We start from the raw sequence: 25,112 nt of genomic DNA on the forward strand, positions 1-25,112 counted from the left end.
GCTCAGGCCTTGGCGGCGGCGGTCGCGGCGCGCTTGATCTCGCGGCGCATGACCTTGGTGCGGAGCACGGTCTCCTGCAGCGAGAGCTGACGGTCCAGCTCCTTGACCGCTTCCGAAGTCGAGTTCAGGTCGAGGAGCGCGTAGATGCCCTCGGCGTGCTTCTTGATCTCGTAGGACAGCCGGCGACGGCCCCAGACGTCGACCTTCTCGACGCTTCCGCCCGAAGTGCGGATCACGTTGAGGAAGTTGTCCAGGGTCGGGGCCACCGTACGCTCGTCGAGCGTGGGGTCCAGGATGACCATTACCTCGTAATGGCGTGACACAACCACTCACCTCCTATGGGCTCGCGGCCACGGACTGTCCGTGGCAGGAGGGTTTGTCCAGGTAAGCGTACCTGGCGGTCAGGAGACGCGGCGCAGGACCCAGGTGCGGACCAGCGCGGCGGTCACCCCGGCGAGCACGAGCACCGCGAGCAGCATCGGCAGCTGGACGTCGCCGCCGGGCATGCCGTCGGTCGCGAGCGCTTCGGCGTTGCCCGCGTTGCGGACGTCGGGACCCTGCCCCGCCTGGCCCTCGGTGCCGTACTGCGGGGCACCCTCGCCGGGGAGCGGGCTGTTGGCCGGGTAGCGCACGCCCGGCGCCACCGCGACACCCGGCTGCGCGACCGGCAGGTTGCCGTAGTCGCGCGGCGGGGCGTAGCCGGTGCCGTTGTTGCTGCCGCCGGGCAGCAGGCTCGGCGAGGACGGGAGGCCGTTGGTGCCGCCGCCGTTGCCGCCCTGCTGCGGGGCGGTGGTGCCCGGCGACGGCAGGGTGGGCGCGACGTAGTTCGTGGCGACCGTGGTCAGCCCGCAGCTGCCGGCGACCTTGTGCTCGATGGAATTCAGCGTCTTTTCGGGGTTCAGCCCGAGACCCCAGGACTTGGTGTCCTTGACGGCCTGGCGCACGGCCGCGCCGATCGCCTTGCCGTCGATCGAACCGCCCGCGGCGTTCGGGACGGAGCCGAGGTCGATCTTGTTGACCTTCGCGATGTCGTTCGCGGCGACGTCGTACAGCGCCAGCGTGCCCGCTTCCCGCGCGCCCGCCCGCACCAGTTCCTTGACCGAGGTGCCGGTGATCGCGACGGTGTCGCCCATCCCGCCGTTCACGGTGCCGCTGCACGCGTTCGCCAGCGTGGTGGCCGCCGAGGCGGTACCGGCCGTCAGGAGCGCGCCACCGGTGACCATGGTCGCGAGTGCGGTGACGGTGAGCGCCTTGCGGGTGGTCTGCCAGATGGTGGTCTTCCGCACGGGCGCGATCCTCCGGGTCGGTGGGGGCGTGAAGCAGTGCATGAGGAATCACTGCAACGGGGATAACGAGGGAGTGACCAGAAAGATACTAGGCGGTAGGCCTAACTTGTAGCGGCCATTCGGCGGAGGACCCAGGTGCGTACGAGGCCCGCGCTGACTCCGGAGAGTGCCAAAACGGCGATCAGCAGCGGCAGTTTCCCGTCCTGAGTGAATCCGTCGCTCACACTCGGTAGCGCTTCAGCCTGTCCCGCGTTCTGGACGTCCGGGTTTCCGGCCTGGTTCTCGGTCTCGATGCCGAACTGGGGCGCGTAACCCGGGATCTGGCCGCCGTACCGGAGGCCGGGCGACGGGCTGAAGAGACCGGCCGTCGCCATCGGGATGGAGCTGTAGTCGCGCATCGGGGCGTAGCCCGTGCTGATACCCCACGGCAGGCCGCCGAAGTTCGGGGTGAAGGTGCCGGGCAGGAGCGGGCTGTTCGCCGCCGGAATGCCGCCCGCCGGGGCGCCGCCCTGCGCGGGAGCACCCGGTCCGCCGGTCTGCGGACCGCCGCTGCCGGGTGTTCCGGGAGCGGGTTTCCCAGGCTGAGGCTGGGTTCCGGGAGCGGGCTTGGCGCCACCACCGGTCAGGGCTTCGTGGGTTCCGCTGACGGCGCCGTTCAGCGCCTCCGCGGCGGGCGCGCCGACGACCGGGACCGGCGCGACGACGGTGTTCACCACGGTCACCGTCACCTTGCAGACCGTGCCGAGCAGCGCGTTGATCGTCCCCGTGAGCACCCCGGACACCGGTCCGGCCTGGCCGAGGTTGAGCGGAATGCCGAGCAACGGGGTCTTGCCGAGGATCGTGTCGCCGGTCTTCGCGGTCACCGAGCCGCCGCAGGTGGCGGTCTTGGTCTCCGCGGCGGCGGCCGTGCCGGGCATGGCGAGGGCGGCCGAGCCCGCGAGAATGAAGGCCGACGCACCCAGGGCCGTCGCCCTCCGTGTCCGTTCGCGCATGCCTTCGACTCCTCCGTCGTCGGGGTCACCTACCCGGACAACGACGCTAATGGAGACAAGTAACGCCCGCTCACTCGAAGAGGTCAGGCATTCGAGTGGAAGCGGGCGTCACTGACGGTGAAGATCAGGCGGGCTTGCCCCGCAGCCAGGCGCGGACCAGAGCCGCGGCGACGACGGCCAGCGCCAGCACCGCGAGCAGCAGCGGCAGCTTGGCCGGGGCGACCGGCGCCTGGACGGCCTGCGCGTTGCCGGTGTCCTTTTCGTCGACGGTGGGCGGCGGCACCTCGCCGGGGATGATCTCGGTGATCACCGGCGCCTGGACGAAGCTGCCGGGGAGCAGTGCCGCGTTGCTGATCACGCCGGCGATCGAGTCCCCGCCGATGCCGGTGGAGGAACCCGGGGCGGTCTCGACCGGGAGTTCGCTGCCCGGGCCACCGGGCTGTCCAGGGCCCGGCTTCGGGGGCTCAGGCTTGGGCGGCTCCGGCTGGGGCGGGTTCGGGCCGGGTGGGATCTCCGGGACCCCCGGGATCTCCCCGACGACGCCCTGGGTCAGATTCCCGACCGCGTTCACCGCGCCCTGCGCCGGTTTGCAGACACCCTGCGCGACGAGGTCGCCCGCCGCGTTGTCGGTGAGGCCGGTCGTCTTGACGAGATCGCCGACCGGCAGCGAAAGCAGGGGCTTCCGGCCCTCGGCGGTCTTGGCCTTCGAATCGAGGCCGACCGTCAGCACCTCGGACGAACCGAGCGGCGCGCCCACGTCGGCGGTGAGGCCGTTGCCGGACTTCCCGTTCTGCAGGGTCGATCCGCATTCACCGGAAAGGGTCGGGCTCGGTTCCTCGGCGGCCGTCGCGGTCATCGGGAACGCGAGTCCGGCCGTGACCGAAAGCGCGAATCCCCAAGCCGTGATCCGCCCGGCAGTCTTCCCCATCGAGTTCGTCCTCCGCCCCTCAAAGACCCACGCGGTTTTAACGGAACGCGCTCACGCTACCCCACGAGCGTGACGGACTGGGGCGCGCCGGTGAGAATTGGCCAAGGGTAGTTTGCTGGCATGAAAATCGGTGCCCATGTCCGCGACGACGATCCCCTCTCCGCGGTCGCCGAACGCGAAGCCGAGGTCCTCCAGTTCTTCCTTTCGGACCCGCAGGGCTGGAAGGCTCCCAAACCCCACCCGCACGGCGAAGCGATCAAGGAATCGCCGGTCGAGGTGTTCATCCACTCGCCGTACCTGATCAATGTGGCGTCGATGAACAACCGCATCCGCATCCCGTCGCGGAAGAACGTCACGCAGCACGCGAACGGCGCCGCCGAAATCGGCGCGAAAGGGCTCGTCGTGCACGGCGGCCACGTCGGTTCCGGGGAAGACGTCGAAGAGGGCCTCGTCAACTGGCGCAAGCTTTTCGAGCGGGAACAGGAAAAGGGCGGCTTCGCCGTGCCGATCCTGATCGAGAACACCGCGGGCGGCGACAACGCGATGACCCGCGACCTCGACACGATCGCCCGGCTCTGGGACAAGGTCGGCGAATTCGGCGCGGGTTTCTGTTTCGACACCTGCCACGCGTACGCGGCCGGCTGGGATCTGACCGAGGCGGTCAAGAAGGTCAAGGCCATCACCGGCCGGATCGACCTCGTGCACCTCAACAACTCGCGCGACGAGTTCGGTTCCACCCGGGACCGGCACGCCAACGTGGTCGGCGGCGACGGCACGATCGATCCCGAGGTGCTGGCCGCGGTCGCGGCCGAAGCGGGCGCTCCGGTGGTGGTCGAGACTCCGTCGGACGGGCAGGCGGCGGACATCGCCTTCGTCCGGGAGCGCGTCGCGTCCGCCTAGGGCTACTCGCGCGGGAGGCCGTTCCCTCTCCAGCGGGAGTGCCAGGCACACCGATCGAGGAAGGCTCGAATCCAGCCGGGACACACCCGGTACTGGAGGGAAAGCCATGAAGCTCAAGGCCAAGATCGCCGCCGTCGCAGTGCTCGCCGTCGCCGCGGGAACGCTGGGGGCGACCCAGGCGACGGCGACGCAGGCGGCGGGGTCCGCGGTCATCGGGTCGGCGGGCGGGCCGCTGACGTTCCCCGCTTACGAAGGCGAGCCGGTCCGATTCGACTTCGCCGCTTTCGGGGAACCCGGGAGGTCTTCCGGCCGGTTCCACGTGAATCACCTGACGAAGGACGGCAAACTCGTCGCCGATTTCGAGGGCAAGGTCGACTGCGTCTCGCGTGACGGCGACCTCGCCGTCCTGACCGGCGTGATCGAACGCGCCGACATCCCCGCCTTCCCGGTGAACGTGGTCGGCCGCCGCGTCGGTTTCTCGGTGCGGGACGTGCCGCGCGGCCACGACCGGATCGGCTGGAGCTGGGGGTACGGCGGTTTCGAACAGGACGTCCTGCCCTGCACCGGGCCGGTGCCGTTCTTCGAAACGAGCACGGGCGGCTACCTCGTGCGCTGAATCGGCTTGACCCTCTCGCCACGGGAGGGTCGAGTCTTGGCCGCATGAAGAATCGGACCGTGTACCGGGCGGAGGACGGCGAGCACGTCGGCTACGTCGTCCCCGCGCCGGTAACCCGTTGGCAGGCACTGACCGTTTTCGGCTACCCGCTCGGCGGGCCCGCCGCCTTCGACGACTCCGTCGCGTTGCTGGAGGCGGAGGGCCTGGCCATCCTCGCCGAGCGCTGGTCGGTCAGGCACGGCGAAGACTGGTTCGCCTGCAGGCTCGTCGAGACCTCGCCCGAAGCCGTCGTCGTGCGGATCGAAGACTTCGGGGCCGAGGACTTCGGCAAGCACATCAGGCTCGAACGTCCTGGACCTGAGGTGTTGAAGCGTGCTTGACCGCGCGTAGGTCGGGGGCGCCGTCGAGGAATCCGCCGATCGGATCGTCGTCGCCGGCGAGGCGGACCGGGTCTTTGCGCGGCTGGTAGACGTCGCGGATCACCAGCGCGCAAAGGCCGATCACCGCCAGATCGCGGATCACGACGGCGCCAAGGAACCAGTCCTGCGGCAGGCCTTTGTTGTCGACGCCGAGGTAGTACATCATCCGCGGCGCCCAGACCAGCGCGTCGAGGATCATCCAGCCGAGCAGCAGCCGCCAGCGCGGGATCGCGAGCACCGCCAGCGGGACCAGCCACAGCGAGTACTGCGGGCTCCACACCTTGTTGGTCAGCAGGAACGCGGCCACCACGAGGAAGGCGAGCTGGCCGAGCCGCGGACGGCGCGGCGCCTTCAGCGCGACGTAGCCGATGCCGGCGCAGGCGGCGAGGAAAAGCACCGCGACGACGGCGTTGAGCACGACCGGTGTCTCACCCGTGGCGAGCTTCCCGTCGAATCCGGCCCAGCCGGAAAGGTGGGAGATCACGTTGTAGAGCGAGTCCGGGTCCATCGGGCGCGCCGTGTTGAGCCGGAAGAACTCCCACCAGCCGGTCGGCGCGGCGAGCGCGAACGGGACGTTGATCACGACGAACGTCGCCACGGCGAGCCCGGCGGTGAGCGCCCACTGTTTGACCTTGCCCGCGCGCAGGCACAGGAAGAGCAACGGGATGAGCAGGAGCAGCGGATACAGCTTCGCCGCCGCGCCGAGCCCGAGCAGGAAACCCGCGACCTCGGGCCGTCGCCGCGCCCACGCGAGCAGCGCGGTCGCGGTGAACGCGGTCGCGATGGCGTCGAAGTTGGTGAAGACGTGCACCAGCACCAGCGGCGAGATCGCGACCAGCGCGGCGTCCCACGGGCGACGTTTCAGCGATCGGCCGGTCGCCCACACCGTCACGAGCCAGGCCAGCGCGAGCCACAGTGCCGAGATGTTGAAGTACACGGCCACCGGGAGCGCGCCGGGCAGCCAGCCCGCTTCCGCGACCGAGAGCCAGGCTTCGGTGAGCTTCGCGTTGATCCACTGGAACAGCCCGGTCGCCACCGGGTACTCCATGTACCGCGTGGTCTCCTTCGCCGTTCCCTCGTTTTCGGTCCACGAAGTCACGTACGGGAAGGTGTCCGGATCGTTCAGCCGCTCGGAGCTGTAGAGCGGGACGATGTCCGAGTAACACATCGCGACGAACGGGCGGCCCGCCCGCCAGTCGAGCTGATGGGTGCCGGAGTCGTCGGTGTACTGCTGGATGCACGACGCCTTGCCGAACCACGAGAGCACCAGCGCGAGGCAGGCCAGCAGCAGCCCGACCCGCTGCGGTGACCAGAACCAGTGCCGCCCCACGGCCGCGTGCTCGCCGAGCGGACCGCCGATCGGCCGGGTCGCCGCGGCCACGAGCGGTTCGTTCCAGCTCGGGATGACCCGCTCGCCGGGGGTGAGGGAGAGCGGAGCCTCGGGCTGGGGCGTCTGGTCGGGCACGTGGCGGATGTTAGCGCCTATCCGGGTGACCACCCGGTGATGTCGCCGCTCTCGTAGAACCCCGCCGGCGATCTACTGGTGTCCGCAGGCCCACTTCCAGGTGGCGTCCCCGTATGCCTTGGCCGCGGTGTCGGGGTCCTTGCCGCGAGCCGGCATCGCCGTCCGGTCGGCCATTTCAGGTGTCAGAACGGTGCGGGCGAGCCCGCTGATCGCCAGCGCGGATCCCGCGCTGCAGAAATTCTTCGCCGCCTCGAACATCTCGTCATAAGTGCGCGGGGAGTTCGGTACGAAACCCGCACTCTTCATCGCGGCCGTCCATTCGGCCTTGGGATCGGGTGGCGACACGGCGGTGCCGCATCCGGACAGCAGAACCCCGCAGGTCACGGTGATGGTCGCGATGATCGTCCTGGCGCGCAACTGACTCCCTTTGCTACCGAATGTCGATGCAAGGTCGTCGTGGGAGCATCGTCCGTTACAAACGGCTTCCTAGGTGATGTCGCCGCTCTCGTAGAACCCCGCCAGCACCTCCGCCGCCGCGCCGAACGCCACGACGTCGTCGCCCATCTCGTCGAGATCGACCTGGATCCGTTGCCAGTGCGGCAAAGGCAGGAGTTCGCGCAGCCGCGCGGCGACGGTGTCGCGGTACACCCCGGGTGCCGCGCGGACCGAACGGCCGGTGAGCACGACACGTTCGAGGTCGAGCACCTGGACGAGGTCGGCGAGCCCGATCGCCAGCAGGCCCGCCGCCTCCTCCGTGGTCGCCGCCGCGTTGTGCAGCACCTCCACGCAGCCGCGGCGGCCGCACGCGCAGCGAGGTCCGTCGAAGGCGAGCGTCGTATGCCCGAACTCGCCCGCGTTGGTCCGCGGTCCTCGGTACAACCTGCCGTCGATCAGCAGTCCGACGCCGATCCCGGTCCCGACGAGCACGACGGCGGTCGCGGCCTGGTCGCCCTCCGGCCAGTGCTGGGCGAAGGCGGCGGCGTTGGTGTTCTTGTCGAGCCGCACGGGCAGCCCGGTGCGTTCCGCGAGCAGGTCGCGCAGGGGAACGTCGTGCCAGCCCGGCATGTTCGTGGCGTCCCGGACCACTCCTTCGTGGTGATCGAGCGGGCCGACGCTGCCGACGCCGAGGCCGAGGACACCGTCGACGCCGTCGAGTAGCGCTTCGGCCGCTTCGCCGAGGGCGGAGACGGCCTCGGCGGGGGTGAATCCCGGGATCAGCGGCCCGCCGCGCGACGCGATGATCTTGCCGGTCAGGTCGGTCATGACCACCCGGAAGGAGTCCCGGTCGAGCTGGGCGCCGAGCGCGTGCCGGGCGTCCGCGCGGACGCGCAGCAGGGTGCGCGGCTTGCCGACACCGGTCGCGGGCTGGCGTTCTTCGTCCAGCAGGCCGGCTTCGAGCAGTTCGGGGACGATCTTCGAGACGGCCTGCTGGGTGAGCCGGGTGCGCTCGGCGAGTTCGACGCGGCTGAGACCGCCCGCGCGCAGGATATGTGTGAGCAGCAGTGTCCGATTGTGCTGGCGCAGGCCGCGCAGATTGACCCCGGTCTCCGGCATAGCGCGCATCCTGCCATGGCTGGCTGATTACGCAACACTGTTGTTTAATGGGGTCATGGCTGACTTGCGAGTGGGGATCTTCGGATACGGCACCGGCGGACGCGTCTTCCATGCGCCGCTGGTCGACGCGACACCGGGGCTGACCCCGGCCGCCATCGTCACCTCGAACCCGGACCGGGTCGCGCAGGCGCGCGCCGACTACCCGGCCGCCGACGTGCTGCCCGACGCGGACGCGTTGTTCGCGAAGGCCGGCGAGCTGGACCTGGTCGTCGTCAGCACGCCGAACCGCACCCACGTTCCGCTCGCGCTCCGGGCGATCGAGGCGGGTCTGCCCGTCGTCGTCGACAAGCCCTTCGCGCCGACGGCGGCCGAAGCGTCGAAGGTCGTCGAAGCCGCGAAGGCCAAGGGCGTCGGGCTGACGGTGTTCCAGAACCGCCGGTTCGACTCGGACTTCCTCACCGTCCGGAAGGTCCTCGAAACCGGACGCCTCGGCGACGTCTTCCGCTTCGAGTCACGCTACGACCGCTGGGTGCCGAAGCCGCGGGACAACTGGCGCGAGTTCGGCGACCCCGCCGAGGCGGGCGGGCTCCTCTACGACCTCGGCGCGCACATCGTCGACCAGGCGCTGCAGCTGTTCGGCCCGGTCTCCGAGGTCTACGCGGAGGTCGACAGGCGCCGCGCCGGGGTGTCGGTCGACGACGACGCCTTCGTCGCCCTTCAGCACACCAACGGCGTGCGTTCGCACCTGTGGGCGTCCGCGCTCGCGGGCACCCGGAACCCGCGATTCCGCGTGCTCGGCGACAAGGCGACCTTCACGAAGTACGGCCTCGACGTCCAGGAGCCGCAGATCAAGGACGGCCTGCGGCCCGGCGACCCCGGCTGGGGCATCGAGCCGCTGTCGGACGCGGGCGTGCTCGGCGTGAACGAAGACGTCGAGACCGTGCCCACCGAGGTCGGCCGCTACGAGGACTTCTACGCGCAGGTGCGCGACGCGCTGCTCGGCAAGGGCGGCTTCCCGGTCGATCCCGCCTCCGCGGTCGAGACGCTCCGGGTCATCGAAGCCGCTCACCTCGCGGGTGCCGAACGGCGCGTCGTCACCCTCTAGCTATTCGGTATCGCCTCTGCCCCCGCCGCCCCGGCCGGGACCGTTGCCGCCCTCTTCGTTGTTCTCACTGGACGAAGGCGGGTTCTTCGAGCTGGAAGGCGGGTCCTCTTCGTTCCGCGAAGACGAAGATCCGGTCGACGGGCCGGTCGACGGCGTGCCGGTCTCGGTCGAGCCCTCGTCGTCGTCCGGCGGGGTCTGCGTCGACGGGACGGTGTTGTTGTCGTCCCCGCCGATGATCTTGACCTTGTCGAAGCGCTCCCCCGGTTTCCCGTTCAGGTACAGGGAAAGGAACTTCTGCCAGATCGGGCCGGCGATCGTCGAACCGAAGATCGACTTGCCGTTCTTGCCCTTCAGCGCCTTGTCACCGTCGCCGCCGACCCACACCGCGGCCGAGATCGACGGCGTGTAGCCGACCATCCAGGTCTGCGAGTTGGCGTCCTTCGCCGACGCGGGCTCGCCCGGCCGGTAGGTGTGCTGCTGGGTCCCGGTCTTTCCGGCGCACTCGTGGTTGTTGGGGCACTTGAGCTTCGAGAACGGGACGACACCCTTGAGGGACTCGGTGACGTTGCCGGCGATCTGCTTGCTCTTGTCGGCGTCGTCGGCGAACGCGGGCTTCGCCTCTTCCGGAGCGGAGTACGCGGCCTCGTCCTGCGAGTTGGTCACCTTGACGACGAAGTGCTTGTCCCGCCGCTGTCCTTCACCCGCGAAGGTGGCGTACGCGGCGGCCATGTCCTCCGGGGTGATGGCCGTCTTGCCGCCGCCGAGCGCGATGTTGTTGTCGGCGAACAGTTCGGAGCTGCCGTCGGGGGCGGGTTTCACCCCGGCGTCCTTGGCCGCCTGTGCCACCGGCCCGGGTTTGGTCACGTTCACGACCATGTCGTAGAACACCGTGTTGGCCGACCGCTGCATCGCCTCGGACACCGTGCACTGCTGCGAACAGGTGCTGCCGGGACCGGCGTTCCGGATCGTCTGCTTCCCGAACTGCCGGTTGTTGGAGCCGTCGAACGTCGAATTGATGCCGCCCTTGCCGAGCTGCATGTACGCGGTGAGGTCGAACGGCTTCATCGACGACCCGGGGTTCTGCGGTGTGTTCGCCCAGTCGCGGCCCTTTTGGTCCTTGCCGTTGGGCCCCTTCACGATGGTCGGGCCACCGTAGTACGCCTTCACCCCACCGGTTTTGGGATCGATCGCGACGAGCGCGTTGAGCAGGTTCTCGTCGGTCTGGCCCTTCATCCCGTCGGCCACCGCCTGCTCGGCCGCGGCCTGCGCCTTCGGGTCGATGGTCGTGTAGACCTTGTAGCCACCGCGGTAGTAGACGTCGTCGGTGATGCCGTTCGCGGCGAGCTCTTCCTTGACCTTGTCGCGGATGAACGGGTTGACCACGCCGGCCTGCTGCTTGTCCTCCTGCGGGATCGGCGTCGGGAACTGCAGGTTCGCGCGGTCGGCGGCGGAGAGGAAACCGTTCTGCACCATCCGGTTCAGCGCGACGGTCCAGCGTTCGTTCGCCACCTTCGGGTTCTCCGAGCGGCCCGGCTGCTGGATGAGGCCCGCGAGGAGCGCCGCCTCGGACGCGTTCAGCTCACCGGCGGGCTTGCCGAAGAACGCCTGCGCGGCCGACTCGATCCCGTACGCACCGCGCCCGAAGTAGATGATGTTCAGGTACGCCGTGATGATGTCCTTCTTCTCGTACGTCTGGTTCATCTTGAAGGACTTGGCGAGTTCGGTCCATTTGCGCGCGAGCGACGATTCGTCGTCCCCGCTGGCGACCTTGATGTACTGCTGGGAGATGGTCGAACCACCGCCCTTGCCCGCGGTGACCTGGTTGTAGACCGCGCGCAGGATGCCGCCGATGTCGAAGCCCGAGTTCGTCTCGAAGGAGGCGTCCTCGGTGGCGATCACGGCCTTCTTGACGATGTCCGGGATCTGCTCCGGCGTCAGGATCTGCCGGTTGCCGCCCTTGGGGACGTCCTTGCCCATCTCGGTGTTGTCGGCGTAGTAGTACGTCACCGCCTGGCCCTGTGTGGCCGCGACGGACTGCGGCGACGGCACGTCGACGGAGAAGTAGGTGATCACGAACGCGATCGCCGGGATGACGACGAACAGGCAGAACAGCGCGAGCAGCACCCGCCGGATCCGTCTCCACCGGCGCTTCTTGCGCTGGGCCGGGGTGAGGATCGGTTTCCCGTTCTCGTCGGTCTCCGGGCCGTACTGCTCGTCCTCGTACGGCTCTTCGTACCCGCGATCGGTGGTGCCGTTGTGCTCGTGATGCGTGATGAGGTCCGGCTCGTGCTGCGGCGCGACCGGCGGCCGCTGCGGACGGCGCGGGGGTGGCTGCTGCTGGGACGGACCCTGGCGCTGCCACGGCGCCTGTCCCTGCGGACCGGGTCCCGGCCGCTGCCCGTATCCCGGGGGCGGACCGGCGGGACGACGGGGCGGTCCGGCCGGGCGTTGCGGACGACGGGCGGGGTCAGGGTCCTGACCTGGCCATCCGCCGTGGGGATCGTCGTTCACTGGGACGTCCTCCGAACCTTCCGTGGGTGAGCGCGGTCCTGCGGTCGCAGGTCTCCTTCTACTGAAGACGTATCGGATCGGTTCAGGTTCACCGATGCGACGAAAAAACCCGCGTACGCCCACGAATCAGTAGCCACACTCCCACTATGACCAGTAGCCCGAGGGGGCCGAGCCACCACGTCAAAGCGCTGCTTTCCGTCTCCGTCGCAGCCGGCGAGAGCAAAGCAGCGACGGGATCGACCGTCCCGTATCCGTACTCCGGATCCCGCCCGGGAGCCCCCATGTCCTTGGCGGTGCGAGCGAGCCGCTCAACCACCTGCTCGGCCGTCAGCTGAGGAAAACGAGCCCTGACCAGTGCGACTACGCCAGTCATCAGAGCCGCTGCATGGCTGGTACCCGATGTCGGCGCCGCTCTCTTCGAAGCCGTGGTGATACCAACACCAGGGGCAGCGAAGCTGACCTCGTGTCCCGACACACTTACATTTCGGGCGAAATGACCGTTTTTGTCTACAGCGGACACCGCGACCACGCCGGGTCGGTCGGCGGGGCTTGTGACTTCGCTGTCGACGTCGGCGTTGCCCGCGGCGGCGACCACGACCGCGTCGTGTTCCATCGCGTACCGGAGTCCAGTGTCGAACGCAGGCGAATCGACCGGCCCGCCGAGTGAGAGGTTGATCACCGTGGCGCCGTCGTCGACTGCCCAGCGAATGGCGCTGTTCGCGTCCTCGGGGCCGCCGGTCATCCGCGCGGAGAGGATCTTCGCTTGTGGTGCGACTTCTGCGACCAGGGAAGCCATGATGGTGCCGTGGCCTTCCCCGCTCGCCGCGCCACCACCGAGGTCGGGGAAGTCCGCTTGGGCTAAGACTCGCCCCGTCAGTGCGGGCTCGGACAGGTCCACGCCCGTGTCGACGAGGCCGACTCGGACACCTTCACCACGCGAGTGGGACCAGGCTTGGGCAAGGCCGAGTTGATCGACCCACTGCGGCTCCCCGGCAGGCGCGCCTGCCGGGGAGCCGAGGAGAACGATCACACTGACCGCGAGAGCGGGTATCACGAAGGCGGCGCCTCCATACTCAGTCGCCATGACTGGCTGGGATCGGTCGAGTTGCCGTTTTCGTCAGCCTTTTCGGGTTCCAGTACCAGTGGAGTTCCGCTCAGGTATGAAGAGTCCTTCGGTGTTATGAACATTCCGCGATCTCGATTGCGGATCATTTTCGGTTCGGGAGTGTTCACAAGGTCGGGTACAACCCATAGCTGAGCAAGGTTGTTGCTGTCGCAAGTGGCTTCTATGACTGGCACCCCCCAGCCGGTCGACCCGTCGGGCGACTGTAGACATCGGCCATTCCCTCGGTCGATGATTCTGCTGATCGCCGCATTGCTTTCGGGTTCGGTGCCGACCTTTTCGAAGTACCAGTAGTTGGCGCTGAATTTGTTGCAATCGCGTTGCTCGACCACGGTTTCGGAAGTGGAATTGTTGCGCAACATCATGCATCTGCCGTTGGCGTCATTCCATACAGTGGGCTGGTACAGAGTGGTTGATCCGGTCTGGTAGGCGGGTTCCAGGGCGGCGGCATCCCAGGCGATGGTCTTCTCCCCGTTGGTTTCCGGCTGAATTGTGCCGAGGTGGATCTTCGGCGGGGAAGACTTCGAAAAGGGGTGCACGCCCAGATCGACCCATCGATTGTCATTAGATTTCTGGTCGACGATAACCGGGACGGTACCGTTGGCGTTCTCGACACGATACGTGACGAGCGAACCCTTGTTCATATGGGCGGGTATGTGTACCTTCACGCGCGCTAGACCGTCGATTGGTTCGAAAGTCCAGGTCCCGTTGATTTCGAGGTCCAAGCCCTCTTGATAACTACCGCGAGTGTGGCTGAACCAGAAATGAGAACCGAGTCCTCCGCCGAGTTGGTGGAGGTCGATCTTTCCGGGTTCGAACCCTTGAGCGTTCTTCTTGAAGGTGAAGTCGAAACTTCCGTAGTTTCTCCCGATTCCGTTGCAGCCGGGGTTTTGGACCGGTTTTGTTTCATTGGGCACGTCATCGACGGTGATGGCATCCGCTACCAGGCCTGCCGGGGTGCAGACGGGAGGATAGCTGATTCCGTCGTCGGGCTCCTGTGCGTACTCCGGATATGGATATCGAATGAATTCGAACCCGCAGGTTCTGGCGCAATCGTCTTTCGACATGAGCGGATAGGTTATCCAGCATTTCAAGTCGAACTTGCCCGCCGCGTTCTTGTGCTGGCAAGGGCCGGCGGGTTCGTCTTCCACTCCCTCGCCGTCGGGCTTTGTCGATGTCCCCCATGCGCACGAGTTCTGTTGGACGCAGAACAGCCAAGGGGGCGGCACGGCTGCTTCCCTGAAGAGGTCGGTGAGCCATCGCGCGGCGCGGAAGAAGGGAACGGCAAGCTCCGGATTCTCGTAACCGCTCGGTGGATACGACGCGAAACCCAGTACTTTTTCCGGATAAGGCCAACGGCTTGGCGTCGCGAAGTCTCGAGGGTTCTTGCCGAACGCGGTACGGCCTGGGGGGTAACGCGGGTTGGCCGGGTTGTTCAGCCAGCCCAATCCAGCGACACCGTCGTCGTCCTTGCCTTTTCCGGTGTGGTAACCGGAGTTGTACGCCCAGGTTGCGTAGAACCAGTTCTCAATCTTCGACGGATCGTTGTTGTTGATGGTTACTCCGGCGCGCTGCAGCTGGTTCCATTTCGACTTCAATATCCGGAGGCCGGCCACGAGATTCGCTGCATAGTCGGTGGCTGCTGCGATCTGTTCGTCAGCTGGCAGCAGCTGTTCGTCTGGCCGCGCGTGACCGGCAAGGCGCATTCCGTCGGTCAGCTGGGAGACTCCGTAGCCGCAATCGGCCCTGTCCCACCGGATATCCCAGTCATTGGTGGTCGGCTCGTCGTAGATCGCGAGACCGTAGTAGTTGCCGATCAGAGGATTTCCGACCTCACCTGGAAGAGTGTGCCTGCTCGCCTGCCACAGGTTGGACTCCTGGCCAAGGATCCCCAAGAGGATCTGTGCCGGGACTTGCACGTCTCCCCCTGTTTCGATGGACCTGAACAGCTGCTGAGGTACATACGCGCCCAGCCCGTTACCTCGCCAGTTGGCGGGACGGGTGATCGAGAGCTGCCCCTTGACGGCCATGTTCGCCGCCCATTCCACCTGCTTGGGTTTGGGCTGATACACCTGCCTGCCGGTGCTGTTCCGTGGAACGGCGCAGGTCCGAGCCGGATCCCGTGGGTCGGTCCACCGGGGCTTCAACGTCTCGCCGGGGTTCACGGTGAAGGCCAGCGCCTTGCCCGTCCTCGCGCTCCTGGCCTCGATATGTACCAGTTCGGGAGTGCTTGCGTCAGGTGACGACGGGGTCGTCCGAACGACCTCGGCAACCGCCTCGCCGAGGGTGGAGACGCTGGCGGACACCGGTGCGTCCACTTTTGAGATCGAGGGGGGCAGCTGGGTGAGGCTATCGGCCGCGCCGGTGATGAACAGCCGCCCTCCTGAGCCGGACGACAGGCCAAGGGCGCCGCGCTTGCCCGACGCCAGCTGGTGCACTTGCGCCTTCTTGCCCGACCCTTCCGTAACTGCGCGGAAGATCCTCGTGGCGTCTCTTGTCTGGTCCATGAACACGATGCCGCGATCGCCGTCGGCCTTCACGGCGAATGGGACACCTGCGGTGTTCGCGACCAAGCGTGTCGATTTCCCGTCATCCGCGACCTTCAGAAGGCCTTTTGAGTCCGCGACCACGAAGCCGTCCGGGACAGGCAGCGCCGAGGTGACCTGCCCTGCCAGCTCCTTACGGGAGCCGACTTTGCCGGAGGCGGCATCGGCGAGGAGTACGCCGGTCTTGCCAAGGTCTTCAGTGGCTTCTTGAGTCAAAGCCGCGGTTTCGCCCGCGCCGCAGCCGGGGTTGTAATACGCGAGCGAAGTGCGTACAGGCAGCTGGGTGATCGCGCCGGAAACAAGATCGACGATCGCGGTGAAACCACCCCTGGAGGTCAGCTTCTCCTTGTTCGTGAACGTCCGCGGCGCGTAGACGACGACTGCTCGGTCGCCGGAGCCGGTGATGCAGGCGTTGCCGATCCACTGATCAGCTTCCAGACCAGGCTGACGCAGGGTCGCGGCAGTTCGCCAGGAATATCCTGTCTTAGCCTCGGCCACTAGGACGTGAAAGCCATTTGCGTCGCCGCTGGTCGTCCACAGCCGGTCTTGGGACGCCTTCCAACCTGGTCCGAGCAGGTCGTTTCGCTGGGCGAGGTCGACCGCTGCCGGTCGGATCGAGGGCGCGGGCGACGCAGGGGCTTGCTCGGTACCGGAAGAAACGGCGTCAGGCGTGGTCATCGCGACACTGGACATCACGGACACCACGGCTAAAGCGGCTATTGCGGCTCTATGGCCGACCTTTCTCATTCTTCCCCCTTCGAAAGCTCATCAAAACGAAGGCGTGATTCGATCGAGCAGGTTACTTCCTTTCGGTGAAGCGTTCGGCAAATCAAACAAATGAGTAACCGTGTCCTCGGTGTGCTGCAGAGAAGTGCTCCCGCGAGCGCTCGCCAGCGCGGGCTGGTGATGCTGATCATCAAACCGGCCTGGTGCACGCGGTGTCATCCGCCATTCGGGTAGCGTGCGGGCCGGCCCAGGTTTTCGTATGTTTGAATGAAAAATTCTTCGAATAACGAAGAATTTGACGAGTTTACGCAAAAAATCGCAAGTATCGGGTCGAACTCATGTTCGCAGTATCTTCTTTGCTTGGAGGGTCTTTGCTGCTAAGGTTTCCGGTCGGTGGTCGATCTGAGTGGTCACCTAATCGGCGGTAATTCGAGGGGTTCATGTGAAGAATCTCGGTACCCACGGTTTCCTCGCACGTGTCGGAGCCTTGGCGGCGGTCGTGGGACTGATCGCGGGGGTCGGCGTTGTCGCGCCGTCGCCCGCGATGGCCGCAGCGAGGGATTGTGCAGGCGGAGCCAACGGCTTCGTCGATATCCCGGACAACCTGTCAGGGCTGGAGGTCGAACAGGTCAGAAGCGGTTCACATTGGCTGGTTCTCAACTTCGGCAAGGTCAACGGTGTGACCCGTGGCTGGGCGATGCTGTTCGCGAGCGACAACGGACCTGTGCAGGACTGGCTGCCGAAGGAGAGCAGCGTGTGGCTGGACTGGTCACAGGACGGGGGCCGCACTTGGTTGCAGTGCGGGCCGTTCTACAACTCGAAGGGGAAGATGTCCATCACGTCGGCAGCCAAGCAGACCAGCTCAAGTTCTCAATGGGTCTTCCGCGCAGGCGCACGGGACGGCGGTGTTCAGGTGCTTTCACGCTGGCACTGAGCGGGTTTCATGATCGTAGGACCGTAGTTCGTCCTGTCCGATAAAGAAGGTGTGCCAGGCATGGCCCGGCACACCTTCTTTATGCTATCCGCCCGATCGTCACGGATCTTCGCCGTTCGGGAACAACGGATCCGAAGTCCCCGGCCCCGGCCTCGTCCAGCTCGGCTTGGTGGGCTTCGTCGGCTTGCCAGTGTCCGTCGGCTCGGTGGGCTCGGTGGGAGTTGTCGGCGTCGTGGTGGTTGACGGTGTCTCGGGCGGAGGCGTCGATGTCTGCGGCGGTTTCTGAACCGTCGTCGTCGGCACAGAACGCGCGTCCTTGCCGATCGGCTTGACGCTGTCGAACTTCTCCGACGGCTTGCCGGTCATGTACCGGGACATGAAATCTTCCCAGATGGGCCCGGCGATCGTCCGGCCGTAGATCGGCTTACCGCTCTTGTCGTGCAGCGGCTTGTTGCCGTCGCCGCCGACCCATACCGCGGTCGAAATGCTCGGCGTGTAGCCCACCATCCAGGTCTGCGCGTTGCGGTCGCGGTAATTTGCCGGATCGCTGTCCCTGGGGTCGTACTGCTGCGTCCCGGTCTTGCCGGCGCACTCGTGCTTCGACGGGCACTTCAGCTTCGAATAGGGGATGACCTCTTCGAGCGCGTCGGTGACGTTGCCCGCGATCTGCTTGCTCTTGTCGGCGTCGTCGCTGAAGGCGGGAGCGCCCTTGGGAGCCGTCTCGTCGAACTCGACCTCGTCCTGGGAGTTCGTGAGTTTGGCGACGAAGTGCTGTTTCTGCCGAACGCCTTCACTTGCGAAGGTTGCGAACCCGGCTGCCATGTCTTCGGCGGTCGTAACCGTTCGGCCACCGCCGAGGGCGATGTTCAGGTCAGGGTAGAGAACCGACTTGCCGCCTTCGTCCTCGGTCTTGACGCCGGCTTCCTTCGCGGCCTTCGCCACAGGGTCGACCTTCGTCTTGTTGATCACCATGTCGTAGAACACGGTGTTCGCGGAGACCTTCATCGCCTCGGCGACAGTGCACTGCGTGCCGCAGTTGGAGCTCTCGCCCGCGTTCCGGATCGTGCGGTAGTTGCCGCCGCCGACGTCGAACTTCCGGTTGTTGGAGCCGTCGAACGTCTCGCCGAGACCGCGGCCCATCTTGAGGAACGCGGCCAGGTCGAAGGCCTTGAACGCCGAACCGGGGTTGTGCGGCACGTTCGCCCAGTCCATGGCCTGGACGTCCTGGCCCTGCGCGTTCTTCGTCCAGTCCGGGCCGCCCCAGTACGCGACCACGCCGCCGGTCTTGGGGTCGATCGCGACCAGCGCGTTCAGGATGTTCTCGTCCGTCTGGCCCTTCATCCCCTCGGCGACGGATTCCTCGGCCATCTTCTGCGCCTTGGGGTCGATCGTCGTGGTGATCTTGTAGCCACCCTGGTGGAGCCGGTCCTGGTCGTAACCGCGGGCTTCGAGCTCGTCGATCACGCGGTTGCGGATGTGCAGGCTCATGGTCCCGGCGTTGTCGGCCTTCGCCTGCGCCTTCGGGATCGGCTTCGGGAACGTGGCGGTGGCGCGCGCACCCGGGTCGAGCCACTTGTTCGCCACCATCTGGTCCATCACGAAGGTCCACCGCCTGGTGGCGTAAGCCTCGTTCTCGGACTTGCTCGGGCCCTGGATCAGACCGGCGAGCAGGGCCGCCTCGGACGCGTTGAGCTCCTTGGCCGGCTTCTTGAAGTAAGCCTGCGCGGCCGCTTCGATGCCGTTCGCCCCGCGACCGAAGTAGATGGTGTTGAGGTAGGCGGTGATGATCTCCTCTTTGGACATCTGGTTGTTCATCTTGAAGGATTTCGCCAGCTCGGTCCATTTACGCGTGAGCGTCGGTGCCTCGTTGGCCGTGGCCTTCTTGATGTACTGCTGGGAGATCGTCGAACCGCCGCCCTGGCCGCCGGTCAGGTTGTTGTAGACCGCGCGCAGGATGCCGCCGACGTCGAAACCGGAGTTGGTCTCGAACGACGAGTCCTCGGCCGCGTAAACGGCCTTCTTGACCACTTCCGGGACGTCGCCCGGCTGCAGCAGGTACCGGCTTCCGCCGCTGGCTGGCGCGATCTTGCCCATCGGGCTGCCGTCGGCGTACATCAGCGTGATCGGCTGGCTCTGCAGGCTCGCGACGCTTTCCTGCGACGGGACGTCCACCAGGAAGTAGGTGATGACGAACGCGATCGCGGGCACCACGACGAACAGGCCGAACATCGCGTAGAGGACCCGGCGGACGATCCGCCAGCGGCGCTTCTTGCGCTGCTTCGGCGTGAGGACCTTCTTCTTGCCGTCCTGATCGTCTTCGGCGGGCTCGTCGTCGTAGGGCTCCTCGCCCTCGGCGCCGAGGGCGGTGCTTTCGTGACGATCGTCATAGCGGTCGTCGTACGGGTCGTAGCCGTACGGGTCTTCGGTGCCGTTGTGCGCGTGATGCGTGATGAGCTCGGGCTCGCGCTCGTACGGCTCCGGCTCCACCGGCCGGACCATCGCGGTCGCCTGGTCGGCCGGTGCCGGCGGACGGCGGTTGCCGGGCGGGGGCGGCGGCGGGCGGTGCCCGGCGGCACCCTGGCGGGACCGCGGGTCACCGGCGGGGCCTCGGGCTCCCGGCGGCGGGGGCCCCTGCCTGCGCGGGGGCATGCCGTTCGCGCGACGCGGGGCCGCTGGACGGCGGGGTTCGTTGTCGGAGGGCCACTCCGGGCCGCCGGCGTCGGCGCCCGGCCACTGCGGATCGTTCGCGGACCGGGGCCGGGCCGAGCGGGGGGTGCCGTTCGGAGGTGTCCGGCGCTGCGGGCGGCGCGGCGGTTCTTCGCTCGGCCAGCCCGGATCGTCGGTTTCGCCCGGCCATTGGGCACGGCGAGGTGCATCAGGCTCCTGGCCAGGCCAGGAGCGCTTGCGGTCGTCGTTCACGAATGGGCCTCCCAGACCGGCGCTTCGGGGGACGCCGCTCTGTGGTCAACTGCGTTTTCGATACCTGTCACTGACCCGCTGTCCTCTGCGACCGGGTCCGTGGCCGGGTGGTTCCCGGTTCTCCTGTTCCGAGGACGTAGGACCGCACCAGGTGGTTCCAGTGACAGCTCCGGCAGACCTCGACTTCGTAGACGGTGAACTCCGCGAAGAGCCCGTCCATCCGCATCAGTTCCTCCGGCGTCTTGGCCGATCCGGCGGCGTGCTTGAGCTCGTCGCCGTACACCCAGGACACCAGGGTCAGTTCCTCCCGATGACAGACCGGGCAGTCCTGCTCGCCTGGTCGGCCGTGGAATTTCGCGGCCCGCAGGAGGTACGGACCCGCGTCGCAGACGTCGTATGTGCCGACCCGTCCGGAGTGGACGCCCTTGAGCAGCGCGCGCCGCTGTAAGGCGTAGTCCACGACCTGCCGCTGGTTTCGCACGCCAACAGAGTACGGGCTCTTGCTGTGTGGTCCACGCCCCGTTCTCGGGGAGACGGTCCGCGCACGGTCGGACACGCCGACGATTCGATAACTCTCCGGTGAATTTCGTCCGGATCCACCGGGTCTCGATCGGGTTAGCTACGCCACTTCGATGTATCGGCGCGATATAGTGGGCCGGTAGGTTGACCGAGCCGGTCACGGTGGCCAACGCGACCGGTCGCGGTTTGTTCCCGGAAGGGGGTGCGGTGTGCTGGAGCTCGCGATCTTGGGGCTGTTGCACGAGACCCCCATGCACGGTTACGTGCTGCGCAAACGTTTGCACGAGACGCTCGGGATGTTCCGGACGTTCTCGTACGGCTCGCTGTATCCGACCTTGCGCCGGTTGCTTCGCGCCGGTTACCTCGTCGAGGAGCTCGAAGAGGTGGAAGACCGGGCGTGGGCACGCCGGGGCAAGCGGGTGTACAAGCTCACCGCCGAGGGCAAGGAACGGTTCGCCGAACTGCTCGGCGACGCCGGGCCGCAGACGTGGGACGACGAAGGCTTCGGCGTCCACCTGGCGTTCTTTTCGAGGACACCGGCCGACGTCAGGATGCGAATCCTGGAAGGCCGTCGTCGTCGGGTCGAGGAACGCCGAGAAGGACTTCGGACGGCAATGGCGCGGGCCGAGGAGAAGATCGACCGCTACACCCGTGAGCTGCACCGGCTCGGGCTGGAGTCCAGTGAGCGGGAGGTGCGCTGGCTCAACGAGCTGATCGCGCACGAACAGGCCGAGCAGCGAGGACCGGAGACCTGAGGCGCTCCGCGGTCCCGGCTGCGCATTACCTACAACTGTTGGACTAATGAAGGAGAAACCGGCATGGGCGAGAACCGCCGCGTTCGGGTGGCCATCGTGGGCGTCGGCAACTGTGCGGCCTCGCTGGTCCAGGGCGTTCAGTACTACCGCGACGCGGATGCCGGCACCCGCGTGCCCGGGTTGATGCACGTCGTGTTCGGCGAGTACCACGTCCGCGACATCGAGTTCGTCGCCGCGTTCGACGTGGACGCCAAGAAGGTCAGCCGCGACCTGTCCGAGGCGATCTTCGCCTCGGAGAACAACACGATCAAGATCGCGGACGTGCCGCCGCTGGGTGTCACCGTGCAGCGCGGTCACACCTACGACGGTCTCGGCCGCTTCTACCGCGAGACCATCGAGGAGTCCGACGAGACCCCCGTCGACGTCGTCGCCGCGCTGCGCGAGGCCGAGGTCGACGTGCTCGTCTCCTACCTGCCGGTGGGTTCCGAAGAGGCCGACAAGTTCTACGCGCAGGCGTGCATCGACGCCGGTGTGGCGTTCGTCAACGCGCTGCCGGTGTTCATCGCCTCCGACCCGGAGTGGGCGGAGAAGTTCCGCGCGGCCGGCGTCCCGATCGTCGGTGACGACATCAAGTCCCAGGTCGGGGCCACCATCACGCACCGCGTGCTGGCGAAGCTGTTCGAAGACCGCGGCGTCCAGCTCGACCGGACGATGCAGCTCAACGTGGGCGGGAACATGGACTTCCTGAACATGAAGGAGCTGGAGCGGCTCGAGTCGAAGAAGATCTCGAAGACCCAGTCGGTCACCTCACAGGTCGACCGCGAGCTCGGCAAGGGCAACGTCCACATCGGGCCGTCCGACTACGTGCAGTGGCTCGACGACCGCAAGTGGGCCTACGTCCGGCTCGAAGGCCGCGCCTTCGGCGACGTGCCGCTGAACCTGGAGTACAAGCTCGAGGTGTGGGACTCGCCGAACTCGGCGGGCATCATCATCGACGCCGTGCGCGCCGCGAAGATCGCGAAGGACCGCGGCATCGGCGGCCCGATCCTCTCGGCTTCCTCGTACTTCATGAAGTCGCCGCCGGAGCAGTACGACGACGCGACCGCCCGCGACGCGGTGGAGAAGTTCATCGCCGGCGAGGCGTGACCCTCCCGGTCGCTCAAATGTCATGAAAGGGTCGTTCCTGACGTTTTTCGTCAGGAACGGCCCTTTCATGACATACAGGGAGCCTTCGCTGCGTGTTGTGAGCGAGGACTCCAGGCCGTGCTCCACCGTAGGTCACTTTGCGGAGAGTCGTGAGTGGCAAAGAGGGGCAGAGCCAACCGTGTCCTGGGTACCTACTGGCGATCACGCGGTCGTCCACGCGTTTCTTGCTCGCCGTGGCCCCGCTGGGTGCCGGCCTTGACCGGCGGGGTTGCGAGAGCCACTTTCGCAACGTTGAAGGTTGCGAAAGTGGCTTTCGCAACGTCGGCCGCGGTCGTCCAAGGCCCTTCAGTCCGCCTGAAGCACCGACGGCAGGTCCGTGATCACCGAGACCACCGTCGTCTGCTCCAGCACCGCCGGATCCGGCGGGAAATGCGGATTCGGCACCGCGTACACCGTCATCCCCGCCGCCAGCGCCGCGCGCAGCCCGTTCGTGGTGTCCTCCACGGCCGCGCAGTTCTTCGGCTCCGCGCCCAGCAGCTCGGCCGCTTTCAGATACACATCGGGCGCCGGTTTCCCCGCGCCGACCTGCTCCGACGAGACCGCAGTCGGCACCGGCAGCCGCGTGATGTCGAGGAACGCCTTGATCAGCAGCGGCGGCGACGAGCTGGCGATCGCCACCGGCCAGTGCTTCGCGACCTCGCGGACGACGCCCGGCGCACCCGGGATGATCGGCGGTTTTTCCGCGTACCGCCGCGCCATCCGGTCGATCACCACCTGCGCCACGTCCTCGGGCCGCAGCTGGACGCCGAGGTCGTGCGCCAGGTAGGCGGCCCATTCCGGGGTGCTCATCCCCTGCATGGCCCTGGTCGATTCCTCCCGCCAGGTGCCGTGGAACTCGTGGACGACCGCCCGGCGGACCTCGTCCCACATCTTTTCCGAATCCACCAGGACACCGTCGAGATCGAAGATCACCGCTTCCACGCCTTCAACCCTAGGCCGTTGAAACCTGTGCGGCAGATTACTTAGCCATGCTCAGTAATTTTAGTTAGCATAGCTAAGTGGCCACGGAAGTCGCCGACCCGCAGGTGCTGCTCACCCTCACGCAGGGTTCGGTGCTGTCGCAGCTGCTCAACGGCGGTCCGCGCCGGATGAGCACGCTCGCCGACCTGGAACGGCTGGGCCTGGTCAGCCGTCGCCGTGATCCCGCCGACGGCCGCGCCGTGCTCGTCGAGGTCACCGAGGTCGGGCAGCGCTTCCATCGGCGATTGATCGTCGCGCGGGAGGAGTTCCTCCGCGAGCCGCGCTTCCCGCCCTCACCAGGTTGCTGCACGAAGACAAGAAGGAGGAACTGATCCGCGATGAGCGCTGAGCCCCACTCGAGCCTGTTGGACGCCGTCAAGGGGCAGCCCAAACAGGTATGGATCACCGCGTTCGCCGCGGTCATCGCGTTCATGGGCATCGGGCTGGTCGACCCGATCCTGCTGTCGATCGCGGAAGGCCTGAAGGCGACGCCGTCCGAAGTGACGCTGCTGTTCTCCAGCTATCTCGGCGTCCAGGCGGTCGCCATGCTGGTGACCGGCGCGATGAGCGCCCGGTTCGGGGCCAAGCGGACCGTGGTCGTCGGGCTGACGCTGGTCGTCGTCGCCACCGCGCTGTGCGCCGCGTCCGGGTCGATCGAGCAGCTCATCGGGCTGCGCGCGATCTGGGGACTCGGCAACGCCTTCTTCATCGCGACCGCGCTTTCGGTGATCGTCGGCGCCGCGACCGGCGGCCAGGCGGGCGCGATCCTGCTGTACGAAGCCGCGCTCGGCGTCGGCCTCGCGGTCGGCCCTCTGCTGGGTGCCCTGCTCGGCAGCATCTCGTGGCGCGGCCCGTTCCTCGGCACTTCGCTGCTGATGCTGTGCGGTCTCGTGCTCTGCTCGATCTTCCTGACCGCCGACGCGAAGGAGAAGCGGCCGAAGATCCGCCTGCTCGACCCGTTCCGCGCGCTGAAACACGGCGGGTTGCTGCGTACTTCGATCGGTTCCGCGCTGTACACGGCCGCGTTCTTCGTGGTGCTGGCCTGGTCGCCGTTCGTGCTGGAGTGGAGCGCCGTCGCCGTCGGCCTGATCTTCTGCGGCTGGGGCCTCTCGGTCGCCGTCGCGGGTGTGGTGCTGGCGCCGAAGCTCGCCGCGAAGCTCGGCGAGCGGCACGCGACCGTCGTCGCCGTCTTCGGCTACGCCGTGTTGCTGCTGATCATGGCGATCCCGAGCAAGCCGGTGCTGGTGGTCGGCATCATCCTGTCCGGTCTGGTGTCCGGCCTGCTCAACACGCTCTTCACCGGGACGGCGATGTCGATCAGCGGCGCCCCGCGTCCGGTCGCGAGCGCCGGGTACAACTTCTGCCGCTGGCTCGGCGGCGCGGTCGCCGCGACCGTCGTCGGTCACCTGGCCGAGTGGTTCGGTGCCAAGCAGGCGCCGTTCGTGATCGCCGCGATCCTGTGCGTGCTCGCCGGTGCCCTGCTGACGATCCGCGAGAAGACCGCCGACCCGCGCACGATCCCGGCCGAAGCGGTCCTCGTCGGCGAAGAGATGTAAATCGGAACAAAGGGTGAACACCGGACCAACGAGGGGTTTCCTCTCGTCGGTCCGGTGCCTTAGCGTCGACCTCCCGAACTGCAGATGCGAGG

At 67.1% G+C, this 25,112-nt stretch carries 21 protein-coding genes and 1 pseudogene; 9 read left to right on the plus strand and 13 right to left on the minus strand.

The window, feature by feature from the left end:
* Positions 1–2 precede the first annotated feature (2 nt).
* From rpsF to AVR91_RS36580, 4 genes are all read right to left on the minus strand, one after another.
* The gene (gene rpsF, locus AVR91_RS36565; protein WP_016338288.1) at positions 3–323 is read right to left on the minus strand and encodes a 30S ribosomal protein S6; all 321 of its coding nucleotides are present in this window, start codon (positions 321–323) and stop codon (positions 3–5) included.
* A 78-nt stretch (positions 324–401) separates the two neighbouring features.
* The gene (locus tag AVR91_RS36570; RefSeq protein WP_063274121.1) at positions 402–1,286 is read right to left on the minus strand and encodes a hypothetical protein; all 885 of its coding nucleotides are present in this window, start codon (positions 1,284–1,286) and stop codon (positions 402–404) included.
* A 101-nt stretch (positions 1,287–1,387) separates the two neighbouring features.
* Positions 1,388–2,278: a hypothetical protein gene (locus tag AVR91_RS36575; RefSeq protein WP_063274120.1), complete on the minus strand. Its 891-nt coding sequence runs from the start codon at positions 2,276–2,278 to the stop codon at positions 1,388–1,390.
* 124 nt (positions 2,279–2,402) lie between these two features.
* Positions 2,403–3,206, minus strand: coding sequence for a hypothetical protein (locus AVR91_RS36580; RefSeq protein ID WP_063274119.1), 804 nt, complete (start codon positions 3,204–3,206; stop codon positions 2,403–2,405).
* A gap of 120 nt (positions 3,207–3,326) precedes the next feature.
* On the opposite strand from AVR91_RS36580, the gene AVR91_RS36585 reads away from it, so the two are divergent.
* The 3 genes from AVR91_RS36585 to AVR91_RS36595 all read left to right on the plus strand — a co-directional run bounded on the left by AVR91_RS36585 (position 3,327) and on the right by AVR91_RS36595 (position 5,102).
* Complete coding sequence (locus tag AVR91_RS36585) at positions 3,327–4,106, plus strand: deoxyribonuclease IV (RefSeq protein WP_063274118.1); 780 nt, start codon at positions 3,327–3,329, stop codon at positions 4,104–4,106.
* Between the two features lie 106 nt (positions 4,107–4,212).
* Positions 4,213–4,722, plus strand: coding sequence for a hypothetical protein (locus AVR91_RS36590; RefSeq protein WP_063274117.1), 510 nt, complete (start codon positions 4,213–4,215; stop codon positions 4,720–4,722).
* A 44-nt stretch (positions 4,723–4,766) separates the two neighbouring features.
* Positions 4,767–5,102 carry a hypothetical protein gene (locus tag AVR91_RS36595; protein ID WP_063274116.1) on the plus strand — a complete coding sequence of 112 codons (336 nt, stop codon included), beginning with the start codon at positions 4,767–4,769 and terminating at the stop codon, positions 5,100–5,102.
* On the opposite strand, the gene AVR91_RS36600 is transcribed toward AVR91_RS36595, so the two are convergent.
* The 3 genes from AVR91_RS36600 to AVR91_RS36610 form a co-directional block, all read right to left on the minus strand.
* Entirely contained in the window at positions 5,059–6,606 is a 1,548-nt protein-coding gene (locus tag AVR91_RS36600) for a glycosyltransferase family 87 protein (protein WP_063274115.1), read from the minus strand. The genes AVR91_RS36595 and AVR91_RS36600 overlap by 44 nt on opposite strands.
* Before the next feature lie 72 nt (positions 6,607–6,678).
* Positions 6,679–7,023: a hypothetical protein gene (locus tag AVR91_RS36605; RefSeq protein WP_063274114.1), complete on the minus strand. Its 345-nt coding sequence runs from the start codon at positions 7,021–7,023 to the stop codon at positions 6,679–6,681.
* A gap of 69 nt (positions 7,024–7,092) precedes the next feature.
* Positions 7,093–8,160, minus strand: a complete 1,068-nt coding sequence (locus AVR91_RS36610) for an ROK family transcriptional regulator (protein WP_063274113.1) — start codon at positions 8,158–8,160, stop codon at positions 7,093–7,095.
* 55 nt (positions 8,161–8,215) lie between these two features.
* On the opposite strand from AVR91_RS36610, the gene AVR91_RS36615 reads away from it, so the two are divergent.
* Entirely contained in the window at positions 8,216–9,265 is a 1,050-nt protein-coding gene (locus AVR91_RS36615; RefSeq protein ID WP_143254215.1) for a Gfo/Idh/MocA family oxidoreductase, read from the plus strand.
* Here AVR91_RS36615 and AVR91_RS36620 read toward each other — a convergent pair whose 3' ends face one another.
* From AVR91_RS36620 to AVR91_RS36630, 3 genes are all read right to left on the minus strand, one after another.
* The gene (locus AVR91_RS36620) at positions 9,266–11,776 is read right to left on the minus strand and encodes a transglycosylase domain-containing protein (protein WP_063274111.1); all 2,511 of its coding nucleotides are present in this window, start codon (positions 11,774–11,776) and stop codon (positions 9,266–9,268) included.
* An 88-nt stretch (positions 11,777–11,864) separates the two neighbouring features.
* Entirely contained in the window at positions 11,865–12,860 is a 996-nt protein-coding gene (locus AVR91_RS36625; protein WP_063274110.1) for a S8 family serine peptidase, read from the minus strand.
* A complete protein-coding gene (locus tag AVR91_RS36630) occupies positions 12,827–16,138 on the minus strand; it encodes a golvesin C-terminal-like domain-containing protein (RefSeq protein WP_143254216.1) in 3,312 nt (1,103 codons plus the stop codon). The genes AVR91_RS36625 and AVR91_RS36630 overlap by 34 nt, the downstream gene beginning before the upstream one ends.
* Before the next feature lie 475 nt (positions 16,139–16,613).
* On the opposite strand from AVR91_RS36630, the gene AVR91_RS36635 reads away from it, so the two are divergent.
* Entirely contained in the window at positions 16,614–17,105 is a 492-nt protein-coding gene (locus AVR91_RS36635) for a hypothetical protein (protein ID WP_063274108.1), read from the plus strand.
* Positions 17,106–17,204: 99 nt separating this feature from the next.
* On the opposite strand, the gene AVR91_RS36640 is transcribed toward AVR91_RS36635, so the two are convergent.
* Positions 17,205–19,604: a transglycosylase domain-containing protein gene (locus tag AVR91_RS36640; RefSeq protein ID WP_083715308.1), complete on the minus strand. Its 2,400-nt coding sequence runs from the start codon at positions 19,602–19,604 to the stop codon at positions 17,205–17,207.
* Between the two features lie 487 nt (positions 19,605–20,091).
* Positions 20,092–20,505 (minus strand): DUF5318 domain-containing protein, encoded by a 414-nt coding sequence (locus tag AVR91_RS36645; RefSeq protein ID WP_043848473.1) that lies wholly within the window; start codon positions 20,503–20,505, stop codon positions 20,092–20,094.
* A gap of 247 nt (positions 20,506–20,752) precedes the next feature.
* Here AVR91_RS36645 and AVR91_RS36650 point away from each other — a divergent pair, with 247 nt between their 5' ends.
* Together AVR91_RS36650 and AVR91_RS36655 are read left to right on the plus strand one after the other, a co-directional pair.
* Positions 20,753–21,298, plus strand: a complete 546-nt coding sequence (locus AVR91_RS36650; RefSeq protein ID WP_005168208.1) for a PadR family transcriptional regulator — start codon at positions 20,753–20,755, stop codon at positions 21,296–21,298.
* 63 nt (positions 21,299–21,361) lie between these two features.
* On the plus strand, positions 21,362–22,444 hold the full coding sequence (locus tag AVR91_RS36655; protein ID WP_016338274.1) for an inositol-3-phosphate synthase: 1,083 nt from the start codon (positions 21,362–21,364) through the stop codon (positions 22,442–22,444).
* Between the two features lie 345 nt (positions 22,445–22,789).
* Here AVR91_RS36655 and AVR91_RS36660 read toward each other — a convergent pair whose 3' ends face one another.
* Entirely contained in the window at positions 22,790–23,425 is a 636-nt protein-coding gene (locus AVR91_RS36660) for an HAD family hydrolase (RefSeq protein ID WP_063274106.1), read from the minus strand.
* Between the two features lie 98 nt (positions 23,426–23,523).
* Here AVR91_RS36660 and AVR91_RS36665 point away from each other — a divergent pair.
* Both AVR91_RS36665 and AVR91_RS36670 read left to right on the plus strand, forming a co-directional pair.
* Positions 23,524–23,813: pseudogene (locus AVR91_RS36665) on the plus strand (MarR family winged helix-turn-helix transcriptional regulator); the annotation flags it as partial.
* Positions 23,803–25,020, plus strand: coding sequence for an MFS transporter (locus AVR91_RS36670; RefSeq protein ID WP_063274105.1), 1,218 nt, complete (start codon positions 23,803–23,805; stop codon positions 25,018–25,020). The pseudogene AVR91_RS36665 and the gene AVR91_RS36670, both read left to right, overlap by 11 nt.
* Positions 25,021–25,112: the final 92 nt, after the last annotated feature.

The sequence above is a fragment of the Amycolatopsis keratiniphila subsp. keratiniphila genome, from assembly GCF_001620365.2.
GTDB classification, from domain to species: Bacteria; Actinomycetota; Actinomycetes; order Mycobacteriales; family Pseudonocardiaceae; genus Amycolatopsis; species Amycolatopsis keratiniphila.

Excerpts from the sequence above, each read along its gene's own strand:
- AVR91_RS36655 (WP_016338274.1), top strand. The coding sequence starts at position 21,362 with ATGGGCGAGAACCGCCGCGTTCGGGTGGCCATCGTGGGCGTCGGCAAC.
- AVR91_RS36595 (WP_063274116.1), top strand. The coding sequence starts at position 4,767 with ATGAAGAATCGGACCGTGTACCGGGCGGAGGACGGCGAGCACGTCGGC.
- AVR91_RS36580 (WP_063274119.1), bottom strand. The coding sequence starts at position 3,206 with ATGGGGAAGACTGCCGGGCGGATCACGGCTTGGGGATTCGCGCTTTCG.
- AVR91_RS36640 (WP_083715308.1), bottom strand. The coding sequence starts at position 19,604 with ATGGTCCGGCCGGTGGAGCCGGAGCCGTACGAGCGCGAGCCCGAGCTC.
- AVR91_RS36585 (WP_063274118.1), top strand. The coding sequence starts at position 3,327 with ATGAAAATCGGTGCCCATGTCCGCGACGACGATCCCCTCTCCGCGGTC.
- AVR91_RS36615 (WP_143254215.1), top strand. The coding sequence starts at position 8,216 with ATGGCTGACTTGCGAGTGGGGATCTTCGGATACGGCACCGGCGGACGC.
- AVR91_RS36630 (WP_143254216.1), bottom strand. The coding sequence starts at position 16,138 with ATGTCCAGTGTCGCGATGACCACGCCTGACGCCGTTTCTTCCGGTACC.
- AVR91_RS36625 (WP_063274110.1), bottom strand. The coding sequence starts at position 12,860 with ATGGCGACTGAGTATGGAGGCGCCGCCTTCGTGATACCCGCTCTCGCG.
- AVR91_RS36590 (WP_063274117.1), top strand. The coding sequence starts at position 4,213 with ATGAAGCTCAAGGCCAAGATCGCCGCCGTCGCAGTGCTCGCCGTCGCC.
- AVR91_RS36610 (WP_063274113.1), bottom strand. The coding sequence starts at position 8,160 with ATGCCGGAGACCGGGGTCAATCTGCGCGGCCTGCGCCAGCACAATCGG.
- AVR91_RS36670 (WP_063274105.1), top strand. The coding sequence starts at position 23,803 with ATGAGCGCTGAGCCCCACTCGAGCCTGTTGGACGCCGTCAAGGGGCAG.
- AVR91_RS36575 (WP_063274120.1), bottom strand. The coding sequence starts at position 2,278 with ATGCGCGAACGGACACGGAGGGCGACGGCCCTGGGTGCGTCGGCCTTC.